This is a genomic window from Staphylococcus sp. AtHG25 (genome assembly GCF_003217445.1).
Classification (GTDB): Bacteria; Bacillota; Bacilli; order Staphylococcales; family Staphylococcaceae; genus Staphylococcus; species Staphylococcus haemolyticus.
In genome coordinates, this window is the sequence record NZ_QJSN01000002.1 from 250245 (window position 1) to 261473 (window position 11229).

The following is an 11229-nucleotide window of genomic DNA, read 5'->3' on the forward strand; positions in this document are numbered from 1 at the left end:
TTCCTTTTTAATTATGACTAGACTATAGCACACAGAATTAAAGCTCCTCCAATATTCTGCTTGACTGTATATGCATATATATGTGTCACTTTTTTATAATCAAACGCATAAAAAAGCTAACGCTATATTAAAATATAACGTTAGCTTAGCGTGTTAACAGTCAATCAATTATTACGAATCGCACGTTTAGACTGTTTAATCCAGACCGGTAGGCGTTCTTCAAGTGTTTGAAACCCATACTTTTCTGTTTCTTTAATTTCATCTAATACTGACTGCTTTTCTTTTTTTCGTTCATAATTCTTAAAGTAATCATTATCTTTAAGAGACAAATTTAGTTTTCCTTCATCATCAATTGATAAAATTTTTGCTTTAACGATTTGTCCTTCTGATAGAAATTTTTTTAAGTTGTGGACATAATCATCCATAATTTCAGAAATATGGATAAGTCCTTCAGTATGGTCAGGGGTCTCAACAAAAGCGCCATACGGTTGAATTCCAGTCACACGCACTTTAATATGCTGACCTTCTTTATAGTGATTATTCAACTTGATAACCCCTTACTTCGATTTACTTAACATAATTATAATAGCATAAATCACAAACTTGGACTAACTATAAACCAATAAAAATCCACATTTTTTCAAAAATATAATAACCCTTCCGACAAATACTAAATTAACGTTCGCATTTAAGGTTATCGTTTTAAAAATTGCAATTGAATTGAATGTTTAAACCATAAAAAAACGAATCGACATCAACCGTCGATTCGTAAGATTTGTTCATAATCAATTATTATTTATCTTCTACATCAATAGATTCAATAACTACATCATGTACAGGTTTATCTTGTGCACCTACTTTAGTATTTGCAATATCTTCTAAAGTTGCTTCGCCTTCAATTAGTTGTCCGAACACAGTGTGTTTTTGATCTAACCAAGGCGTGCCACCATTATCCGCATATGCTTTGGCAATCGGTTCAGGCCAGCCACCATCTACTAATTGGTTAACCATAGATTCTGGAACTTCTTTCATTTGAACAACAAAGAATTGAGAACCATTTGTGTTTGGTCCTGCATTTGCCATTGAAAGCGCACCATATAAGTTAAAAGCCTCTAAAGAGAATTCATCTTCAAAAGAACCTCCATAAATACTTTCACCACCCATACCAGTTGCTGTAGGATCTCCTCCTTGAATCATGAAGTCATTAATAACACGGTGGAAAGTAATACCGTCATAATAACCATTTTTAGCGTGTGTCACAAAATTTTCAACAGTTTTCGGCGCGATATCTGGGAACAACTTAAATGTCATATCGCCTTTATTTGTATGCATAACAACTTTAATTTCATTGTCTTTTATTTCTTTGTTTAGTTGTGGATAGTTAGTCATTTCAATTCTCCATTCATGTTATGATGATATAGATACATCTTAACACATTTGAAAGGAAGTAATATAGCATGTTATACCGATTCTCACATAAGACTGGCGCTTACGGCGTTACAATTAAAGAGGAGAATGACGACCAAGTTCTAGTTCAAGTTGAGCAAGTGATTAAACATCCAAAACAAGGTGATTTACATAACCCAGGACAAACTGAAGGTGTCTTTTTCCATGAAAGACGTGCTCTAAGTCATTATGAGAAACGTTATGCAACGCGTTCACAATTGCGTGAGTTTACTGTTGAGGAAATGACTTATGAAGCGTCACTTCAACAAGCTATTACAAAAATGGAAAATGATTTAAAACAGCAAAATACTGAATTTGCAAAACTAGCCTTAAACAATCTTGAAAATTTAAAAAATGACTATTCCATTCAATATAAACAAAAATTTTTATAGGTCATTTGAACGTGTTTCTTCTTATTTAACAAGTTCTGAAAAATCACTACTCATATGCGTTTTCGTCGTTTTTCAGAACAATATGATTCATGTATAATATATTGCATAAATATTTTTTAAGGAGGATAACATAGTGAGTTTGTTACATATTGCGGTCATTTTACCGTTAATATTTGCACTCATTATTCCAATTCTATATCGATTCTTTAAAAAGATTCATTTAGGTTGGTTTGTATTACCTATTCCTGTTGTCTTATTTATCTATTTCTTATCTCTTATTTCGACTACTCAGTCAGGTAATACAGTAATAAAAACATTAAACTGGATGCCACATATAGGTATGAATTTTGATTTATATCTTGACGGCTTAAGCATTTTATTCAGTTTACTTATAACAGGTATAGGATCGTTAGTGGTTTTATATTCCATTGGTTACTTAAGTAAATCTGAACAGCTTGGTAATTTTTATTGTTATTTATTACTATTTATGGGTGCAATGTTAGGCGTTGTCCTTTCAGACAATTTAATTATTTTATATCTATTTTGGGAATTGACTTCATTTTCAAGTTTTTTACTTATCTCTTTCTGGAGAGAAAAAAAGGCATCTATTTATGGTGCACAGAAATCATTAATCATTACCGTATTTGGTGGATTAAGTTTATTAGGGGGATTCATTTTAATTTCTCTAGCAGGTGATTCACTTAGCTTACACGAGCTAATTGCTAATGCATCTGAGATTCAACATAGTCCATTCTTTATCTTCGCAATGGTACTTATTATGTTGGGTGCATTTACTAAATCTGCACAAGTTCCATTTTATATTTGGTTGCCTGACGCTATGGAAGCACCTACCCCAGTCAGTGCATATCTACACTCGGCAACAATGGTGAAAGCAGGATTATATTTAGTTGCACGTGTTACACCGCTTTTTGCGATATCACAAGGATGGATTTGGACAATTACTTTAGTTGGTCTAATCACACTTTTCTGGGCATCTTTAAATGCAACAAAACAACAAGATTTGAAAGGTATACTCGCATTCTCAACAGTATCTCAACTTGGCATGATTATGTCGATGTTAGGTATTGGTGCCGTAAGTTATCATTTCGAGGGAAGTCAAAGCCAATTGTACATTGCCGGATTTACTGCAGCAGTGTTTCATCTAGTGAATCACGCCACATTTAAAGGTGCGTTATTCATGATTACAGGTGCTGTAGATCATGTTACAGGCACAAGAGATGTTAAAAAACTTGGTGGTTTACTAACGATTATGCCTATTTCATTTACAATTACTGTTATTACAGCATTAAGTATGGCAGGTATTCCACCGTTTAACGGCTTCCTTTCTAAAGAAAAATTTCTTGAAGCCATGATTGAGATTTCTCACGCTAATGTTTTCAGTTTAGATACATTAGGTATTGTTTTTCCTATTTTAGCTATTGTGGGTAGTATATTTACGTTTGTATATTCAATTAAATTTATTATGTATATTTTCTTTGGTAAACATCAACCTAATGCTTTACCTAAAAAAGCACATGAGGCTTCAATATTGATGTTATTATCTCCAATCATTTTAGCAGTACTCGTTGTTGTCTTTGGGTTATTCCCAGGATTATTAACGCAATCTATTGTAGATCCAGCGACTACTGCGATTAGTGGTATGAGTAATGTTAATGCGGAATTTCATTTATTCCATGGTATTACTCCTGCATTTATTTCAACATTAATTATTTGGATATTGGGTATTCTTTTATTACTAACATTTAGTTATTGGATACGACTCTTACACGCTCAGCCAACACGTCTAACATTAAATCATTGGTACGATTCTACTGGAAAATACTTGCCTAATTATTCAGCGAATATGACGAATAGTTATGTAAATGGTTATGTTAGAGATAGCTTAGTCATTATATTCGGTATGCTTATTGTCGTTACGATTGTGACGTTACTAAGTGTTCCTTTTGACTTTAATTTTAAAGATATAAATAATATTCATATTTATGAAATTGCAATTTTAATATTATTAATTATCGCAGCATTTATGGTTGTTATTGCTAAATCACGTTTATTTAGCGTTATCATGCTAAGTGTGGTCGGTTATTCAGTATCTGTGTTATTTGTATTTTTCAAAGCACCAGACCTTGCCTTAACACAGTTCGTAGTAGAATCGATTTCTACAGCGTTATTCTTATTATGTTTCTATCATTTACCTAATTTAAATCGTTATAATGAAACACGATCATTTAAATTAACGAACGCACTTATTTCAATTGGTGTCGGACTTGTTGTCATTATCTTAGGTTTAATTGCTTACGGAAACAGACATTTTACATCTATTGGAGAATACTATAAAGCACATGTTTATGATTTAGCTCACGGTAAGAACATGGTAAATGTCATACTTGTTGACTTCCGTGGTATGGATACTTTATTTGAATCATCTGTATTAGGTATTGCCGGTTTAGGTGTGTATACAATGATTAAGTTGCGTCGTAAACATCAATCAAGTGAGGTGAAAAGTGATGAACAGACAGAACAATAATTTAATGTTTCAATATGCTGCTGTTATTATCGCCTTTCTAATCGCCTTGTTTGGGGTCACTTTATTCTTTGCAGGACATTATACACCTGGTGGTGGCTTCGTAGGTGGCCTACTATTATCATGTGCACTAACTATCATCGCAATTGCGTTTGATATTAAAACGATGGAAAAGGTATTCCCGTGGGATTTTAAAATTTTAATTGGAATTGGCTTATTATTCTGTGTTGGTACTCCATTAGCGAGTTGGTTCTATGGTGAAAACTTTTTCACACACACGGAATTTAATATACCGTTGCCCCTACTTCAACCTGTTCATATGAACACACCGATGTTCTTTGATTTCGGAGTTCTTTGCGCAGTAGTTGGAACGATTATGACAATTATTATAACGATTGGAGAGAGCGAATAGTGGAAATAATCATGATATTTGTATGTGGCATCCTCGCTTCAATTAGTGTCTATCTCGTTTTATCTAAAAGTTTGATACGAATTGTTATGGGGACAACTTTAATTACACATGCATCAAATTTATTTTTAATTACTATGGGTGGATTGAAACATGGCAAAATGCCAATCTATGAAAAAAATATTAGTCAATATGTCGATCCTATCCCCCATGCATTAATACTAACGGCAATCGTTATCGCTTTTGCGACAACTGCCTTTTTCTTAGTCTTAGCATTTAGAACATACAAAGAATTAGGTACTGACAACGTAGAAAGAATGAAAGGAGTGTTAGATGATGATTGAAAATAACTTAGTCGTCCTTTCATTAGTCGTACCTATCTTTACAGCAATTATATTGGTCTTTTTAGGACAACGTTATCGTGCGAAACGATATATCACTTTAACTGGTCTAGTCCTGACACTAATTGTGGCAATAATCAATTTAAGAAATGTATATGTCAATGGTCCACTTAAAGTAGAATTGGGTTCTTGGCCTGCACCTTATGGCATTATCTTTTTACTAGATAGTTTTAGTGCAATGTTGATTGTGACGAGTATCATTATCACCATTTTAATTACTGCATTTTCAAGTACCACAGCAGGAATTGATAGAGAACGTTATTATTATCACTTCTCTATCACATTTATGTTAGTAGGAATTATAGGTGCATTTACAACTGGAGATATATTTAACTTATTTGTATTTTTCGAAGTCTTCCTAATGTCATCTTACGCACTACTTGTACTAGGTGGCACTCAAATTCAATTACGTGAAACTGTCAAATACTTATTAGTTAATATAGTTACCTCAACATTCTTTGTAATTGCAGTAGCGATTTTATATTCCATCGTTGGTACGTTAAACATGGCAGATATTAGTGAAAAGTTATCTACATTGTCTAACACACATAGCGGACTCTTAAGTATAGTCTTTATTTTATTTATCTTCGTGTTCGCAACTAAAGCCGGTGCTTTCCCTATGTACGTATGGTTGCCAGGTTCATATTATGCACCACCATTTGCAATCATTGCATTTTTTGGTGCCCTACTAACAAAAGTAGGCGTATATGCGATTTTAAGAACTTTGAGCTTGTTCTTCCACAACACAATGAGTTTCTCGCACTATACAATTTTATTCTTAGCGTTATTAACGATCATTTTTGGTTCGGTAGGTGCGATTGCATACGATGACACTAAAAAAATTATTATTTATAATATCATGATTGCAGTCGGAGTTATCTTAGTTGGCGTAGCAATGATGAATGAAGCAGGTATTATAGGTGCGATTTACTACACAATTCATGACATGTTAGTCAAAACTGCCCTATTTTTACTTATAGGTGTGATGTATCAAATTACGAAATCTACAAGTCTTAAAGACTTTGGCGGTTTAATTAAACACTACCCTGTACTAGGATGGACTTTCTTCATCGCAGCGCTAAGTCTCGCTGGTATACCGCCTCTAAGTGGTTTTTATGGTAAATATTACATTGTACAAGCAACCTTTGAAAAAGGATTTTATGTAAGTGGTATTATCGTATTACTTTCAAGTTTAGTTGTGCTATATTCAGTTATTCATATTTTCTTAAAAGGCTTTTTCGGGAAACCTAAAGGTTATGAGCCTACTCAAAGTGTTAACGTTAAACACGCTACTACTATTTCAATAATTGCTGTCGTCATCACAGTCGTATTTGGATTATCTGCTGACTTATTATATCCATTAATTTCTGAGGCGGCTCAATCGTTTTACGATCCTAGCATCTATATTGAGAGTGTCTTGGGAGGTAGATCATAATGGCTATTCAAATTATTTTAAACTTTATCTTAGCTTTTATTTGGATTTTCTTAAGTGGTAGCTATACATTAAATAACCTCTTACTCGGTTTCATACTAGGACTCGGATTTGTATATTTATTTAGTAGAATATTACCAGGAAGATTTTATTTCATAAAAATTTATAAGATATTAAAATTAGCGGTTGTATTTTTTGTAGAATTATTAAAAGCTAATATCGACGTTTTAAAAATTGTTCTACAACCTAAACTTAAGAATGAACCAGGTTTCTTCGTATATCACACTGATTTAAAAACTGATTGGCAAATCGTTTTATTATCTAATTTAATAACATTGACGCCAGGAACAGTCGTATTAGGTATTAGTGATGATAGAAGAAAAATATATATTCACTCTATAGATTTCAGTACTAAAGAAGAAGAAGTTGAAGGTATAAAATCTTCATTAGAGAGAGTAGTTAGAGAGGTGGGCGAAGACTAATGGTAAAAATCATCATGATTATTGCTTTAATTGTTGTTGCAATATCAATGTTAGCGATGTTTGTACGTATCATCAAAGGTCCCACATTAGCCGATAGAATTTTAGCGCTTGATGCAATCGGTTTACAACTAATGGCGTGTATCGCGTTATATAGTATATTCATAGGTTCAGAATATTTACTCGTTGCTATTTTATTAATTGGTATTTTGGCCTTTTTAGGAACAGCCGTCTTCTCAAAATATATAGATAAAGGTAAGGTGATTGAACGTGATAACGAACACCATCATTAGTTTAGCAGTTATCTTTGTCATTTTAGGAGCTATTATAAGTGCCGTTACTGCTATTGGCATTATAAGATTAAAAGATATTTATTCGCGTGGTCATGCTGCAGGCAAATCAGCAACTTTAGGTGCTATTTTCCTATTGTTTGGCACATTCTTATACTTTATCGCTACAGATGGATATATTAATATGCAATTAATCTTTGGTATTCTTTTTATTCTTATAACTGGCCCACTTTCAAGTCATTTAATAATGAGAGCAGCTTATAATAATAAAACACCTTATACTAAAGATACGAAAATCGATGAACTAAAAAATGAATTTAAAGATAAAATGATTTAACTAATACAAGCAACTGACTAAATTGAAAAAGTTCTTATAGCAAACTTTATATAGCTCAAGTCACAATTGCGGGTGGAGGCAGAATTCAAAATAATTTCTGTCTCCGCTCATTTTTTATTGTCTAGTCTACATATTTATGATAATATAAATCGTAATTATTACGTTTTAAAAAGAAAGAAGTGTTATTATGCATTGGACAATTATCGGTGGCGGTTTACAAGGTACAACAATTGCGATTCAACTAAGAGAATTAGGGCTATCTAAAGAGAAATTAACAATTATAGACCCTTATGTCTCACTATGTGAACAATTTAATGATTTTTCTCATCGTATCAGCATGCCCTATTTGCGTTCACCAATTGTACATCACATCCACCCTAACCCATTCCATTTAAAACAATTCGCTAAAGTTCAACAATATATACACGGTACTTATGGTCAATACCAACGTCCACAAACAGACATGTTTATGCATCATGTTCACGAACAAGTTCATCATTATGATTTAAATGAAAATCATATTCAAGGCTATGTAGAAGCATTAGCAAAGAAAGATGGGCAATGGCAAATACAATTAAATGATAATCAAGTCATACTCACGGATTGCGTTATATTAGCAAATGGATGTACGCATAAACCCTACATTCCTAATATTTATCAAGATGCTGATGATGTGTGCCACATTTTCAATAAATCATTTAATACAACTATGTATGGACTCAGTTCTCACGTTATAGGAAGTGGTATTTCTGCTGCCCATTTAACTTTAAAACTTATAAATCAATCTCATGATAAAGTTATTCATTTATGGATGAATAAGGACATTGATATCCAACATTTCGATGCAGATCCAGGTTGGTTAGGTCCTAAAAATATGAATCACTTTTTAAATATTGAATCCTCTTTAGAACGCCAGTCTATCATTCAACACGAAAGACATAAAGGTTCAATGCCTAGAGAGTTATATTTACGACTTAAGAAACATATTCAATCTGGACGACTCGTAATTCACAAAGACAATATTTTATCAGTTGACCAACATCAAATTCATACAGAACAAGCGTCTCTTCCGTATGATTTCATTTTATTAGCAACAGGTTTTGAACCAACACTATTAAAACAGCCTATGATTCAATCATTAATTAAAAATGAAGGTGCACCTTTAGCACATTGTGGATTACCTTCTATTAGTTCTGAATTAGAGTGGTTACCTCAATTGTTTGTGTCAGGTGGTTTAGCAGATTTAGAACTGGGTCCTTTTGCTAGAAATATCATGGGTGGAAGAGAAGCCGCTCAAAGAATTACGCAGGCCTATAAACGTTTATCAGCTCAACATATCCAAAAACATGCATAATTTCATTAGAAGTAATTGTCAACGTAACAACTATAAACTATTTTTAAATGCGATCTCTTGTATATTTCTTATAAAAAAAGCAGGCGCAGGACAGAATTCTTTATGAATCCATCGTCCCACGCCTGCGTTCTTTCTTAGACAAATACTTTTACAATTAGGATATTTAAAACGATACTTAATTGAACTAAAGCAGCGTTTGGTATTTTATTGCTTTAAAAGTTTAATTCCAATTGTTCCTCTCATAACACTTATCAATTGGCCTTGTTCACTTTTTATTTCTATATTCCAAACCTGAGTTGTACTTCCTTTATGAATAATCGTTGCTGTAGCAATAACACGACCTTCTTTAACCGAATGAATATGGTTAGCATTCATTTCTAAACCTAGTGGTATGAACGAATTCGTATCGATTAGATTAGCAGCGCCTAATGAACACGCTGTTTCACCTAAAGCAATTGTTGCACCACCATGCAAATAACCAAATGGTTGTTTAACTTTATCAGTAACAGGCATTGAAATTACTACTTTACCCTCTGATGTTTCTTCAATCTTCATTTCGAACGTTTCCAATAAGTTAGTCATTTAATTGTTCACCCCATTACACTTATAATATCATAGCTGCAATCGTACCAAATACCATTAAAGGTATGTTATAGAATAAGAAATTCGGGATACATGTATCGCGAATATGATCATGCTGTCCATCCACATCTAACCCAGCTGTTGGCCCTAGCGTAGAATCACTTGCAGGAGATCCTGAATCACCTAAAGCACTCGCAGTTCCTACTAAAGCGATTAGAGCCATAGTACTTAAGCCGAGTGAAGCACCAAGTGGAATAAATAATGTCGCAATTATAGGAATCGTTGCAAATGATGAACCAATTCCTAAAGTTACAATTAAACCAATAATGTACATGATGACAATACTTAATAACTTGTGACCATTTGAAATGTCAGTCAAACTTGATACTAATGTTTCGATATCTCCTGTTGCATTCATGACACCTGCGAAACCATTAGCTGAAAGAATAACAACACCTATAAATGACATGATTTTAATACCTTCAACAAATTGACTATCCAATTCTCTCCATTTGTAAACACCCGAAATAAAGAATACGAGTACACCTGCTAATGCACCAAAAATCATTGAATCAGTAAAAGTTTGAACTAAGAATGTAGCTAATATAGCGACTATTGTAACTACGAGTACATACGGTTTAATTTCATTAATTGTATTCTCATCTTCTACATAAGTTTCTGTTTTATATTCTCGTGGTTTACGATAATAAAACATCCCCAAGATTAAACCAACTATATAACCAAGTGAAGGAATCAACATGGCTTTCCAAATCATATTGAATTCGATAGGATGATGTGCTTTTTGGAAACCGCTTTGAATAATTTGGTGGAAAATCTGTCCAAAGCCATATGGTAATAAGACATAAGGCCAACATAAACCAAATCCGATGACTAGAGCAATAAGTCTTCTATCAATTTTTAAATCATTAAACAGACTTAATAGTGGCGGTATAACTATTGGAATGAAAGCAATGTGAACCGGTATAAGGTTCTGACTCATTATACTCATCGCGAGTAAAGCTATGATAATAATGATTTTTACTTTTATTCTTGATAGTCTGCTATTTTCAGAGTGAATTGCGCGGATTATCTTAGTTACAAGATAATCTGTAATACCACTATATGAAATCAATGCTGCAAATCCACCCAATAATGCATAGCTTAGCGCTACCTCGGAACCGTCTACAATATTTTTTCCAAATACACTGATTACCTTTTCAACACTCATTCCAGAAATGAGACCGCCTACTAATGCACTAATGAACAGACTAATAACTACATTTAGTCTACATAAGCATAAAACAATCATTAATAATACGGCTATTACAACTGCATTAAACATAACAACACATCCTTTATCTCTCTACCGAACTAAAGTATTTAATATGTTCCTTATCATACCAAGTAGCTGATACGTTGTCAATGTAGAATTACATTCTAAGTTAATAAGATTATTCTTATTAAATAAGGGAGTCTGGGACATAAACCCTAGAGAAATAGCCAGTAAATGAGTTTTAACAAATTCATTTACTGGCTTCTTTATTTACAATACTCCGTATTGTTGG

The 11229-nt window shown here is 33.1% G+C and carries 13 protein-coding genes; 9 read left to right on the forward strand and 4 right to left on the reverse strand.

Annotated elements, in window-relative coordinates:
- Positions 1–164 precede the first annotated feature (164 nt).
- Together ygs and BDW31_RS02820 are read right to left on the reverse strand one after the other, a co-directional pair.
- A complete protein-coding gene (ygs, locus tag BDW31_RS02815; RefSeq protein ID WP_011276262.1) occupies positions 165–545 on the reverse strand; it encodes a S1 domain-containing post-transcriptional regulator Ygs in 381 nt (126 codons plus the stop codon).
- 247 nt (positions 546–792) lie between these two features.
- Complete coding sequence (locus tag BDW31_RS02820; protein ID WP_037549008.1) at positions 793–1389, reverse strand: peptidylprolyl isomerase; 597 nt, start codon at positions 1387–1389, stop codon at positions 793–795.
- A 68-nt stretch (positions 1390–1457) separates the two neighbouring features.
- Between BDW31_RS02820 and kapB the strand changes: the two genes are divergently transcribed.
- From kapB to BDW31_RS02865, 9 genes are all read left to right on the forward strand, one after another.
- Positions 1458–1838, forward strand: a complete 381-nt coding sequence (kapB, locus tag BDW31_RS02825; protein ID WP_037549004.1) for a sporulation phosphorelay system protein KapB — start codon at positions 1458–1460, stop codon at positions 1836–1838.
- Between the two features lie 133 nt (positions 1839–1971).
- On the forward strand, positions 1972–4383 hold the full coding sequence (locus BDW31_RS02830; RefSeq protein ID WP_037549001.1) for a Na+/H+ antiporter subunit A: 2412 nt from the start codon (positions 1972–1974) through the stop codon (positions 4381–4383).
- Complete coding sequence (locus tag BDW31_RS02835; RefSeq protein ID WP_016931159.1) at positions 4364–4792, forward strand: Na(+)/H(+) antiporter subunit B; 429 nt, start codon at positions 4364–4366, stop codon at positions 4790–4792. The genes BDW31_RS02830 and BDW31_RS02835 overlap by 20 nt, the downstream gene beginning before the upstream one ends.
- A complete protein-coding gene (gene mnhC1 / locus BDW31_RS02840; RefSeq protein ID WP_053024291.1) occupies positions 4792–5133 on the forward strand; it encodes a Na+/H+ antiporter Mnh1 subunit C in 342 nt (113 codons plus the stop codon). The genes BDW31_RS02835 and mnhC1 overlap by 1 nt, the downstream gene beginning before the upstream one ends.
- Positions 5126–6625, forward strand: coding sequence for a Na+/H+ antiporter subunit D (locus BDW31_RS02845; RefSeq protein WP_053024290.1), 1500 nt, complete (start codon positions 5126–5128; stop codon positions 6623–6625). Before mnhC1 ends, BDW31_RS02845 begins: the two co-directional genes overlap by 8 nt.
- On the forward strand, positions 6625–7104 hold the full coding sequence (locus BDW31_RS02850) for a Na+/H+ antiporter subunit E (RefSeq protein WP_037548993.1): 480 nt from the start codon (positions 6625–6627) through the stop codon (positions 7102–7104). The genes BDW31_RS02845 and BDW31_RS02850 overlap by 1 nt, the downstream gene beginning before the upstream one ends.
- Complete coding sequence (locus BDW31_RS02855; protein WP_053024289.1) at positions 7104–7394, forward strand: Na(+)/H(+) antiporter subunit F1; 291 nt, start codon at positions 7104–7106, stop codon at positions 7392–7394. Before BDW31_RS02850 ends, BDW31_RS02855 begins: the two co-directional genes overlap by 1 nt.
- Positions 7372–7728 (forward strand): Na+/H+ antiporter subunit G1, encoded by a 357-nt coding sequence (locus BDW31_RS02860; RefSeq protein WP_053024288.1) that lies wholly within the window; start codon positions 7372–7374, stop codon positions 7726–7728. The genes BDW31_RS02855 and BDW31_RS02860 overlap by 23 nt, the downstream gene beginning before the upstream one ends.
- Positions 7729–7915: 187 nt before the next feature.
- Positions 7916–9082 carry an NAD(P)-binding domain-containing protein gene (locus BDW31_RS02865; protein WP_053024287.1) on the forward strand — a complete coding sequence of 389 codons (1167 nt, stop codon included), beginning with the start codon at positions 7916–7918 and terminating at the stop codon, positions 9080–9082.
- Positions 9083–9286: 204 nt separating this feature from the next.
- Here the strand turns inward: BDW31_RS02865 and BDW31_RS02870 are convergent, their stop codons facing one another.
- Both BDW31_RS02870 and BDW31_RS02875 read right to left on the reverse strand, forming a co-directional pair.
- Entirely contained in the window at positions 9287–9664 is a 378-nt protein-coding gene (locus BDW31_RS02870) for a PaaI family thioesterase (protein WP_037548987.1), read from the reverse strand.
- 22 nt (positions 9665–9686) lie between these two features.
- Positions 9687–11006, reverse strand: coding sequence for a Na+/H+ antiporter family protein (locus BDW31_RS02875; protein WP_037548983.1), 1320 nt, complete (start codon positions 11004–11006; stop codon positions 9687–9689).
- Between the last annotated feature and the right edge of the window lie 223 nt (positions 11007–11229).

Bases quoted from the DNA above. Each gene is read 5' to 3' on its own strand.
- kapB (WP_037549004.1), top strand. From the start codon at position 1,458: ATGTTATACCGATTCTCACATAAGACTGGCGCTTACGGCGTTACAATT.
- BDW31_RS02865 (WP_053024287.1), top strand. From the start codon at position 7,916: ATGCATTGGACAATTATCGGTGGCGGTTTACAAGGTACAACAATTGCG.
- BDW31_RS02835 (WP_016931159.1), top strand. From the start codon at position 4,364: ATGAACAGACAGAACAATAATTTAATGTTTCAATATGCTGCTGTTATT.
- BDW31_RS02855 (WP_053024289.1), top strand. From the start codon at position 7,104: ATGGTAAAAATCATCATGATTATTGCTTTAATTGTTGTTGCAATATCA.
- BDW31_RS02850 (WP_037548993.1), top strand. From the start codon at position 6,625: ATGGCTATTCAAATTATTTTAAACTTTATCTTAGCTTTTATTTGGATT.
- BDW31_RS02820 (WP_037549008.1), bottom strand. From the start codon at position 1,389: ATGACTAACTATCCACAACTAAACAAAGAAATAAAAGACAATGAAATT.
- BDW31_RS02845 (WP_053024290.1), top strand. From the start codon at position 5,126: ATGATTGAAAATAACTTAGTCGTCCTTTCATTAGTCGTACCTATCTTT.
- BDW31_RS02870 (WP_037548987.1), bottom strand. From the start codon at position 9,664: ATGACTAACTTATTGGAAACGTTCGAAATGAAGATTGAAGAAACATCA.
- BDW31_RS02875 (WP_037548983.1), bottom strand. From the start codon at position 11,006: ATGTTTAATGCAGTTGTAATAGCCGTATTATTAATGATTGTTTTATGC.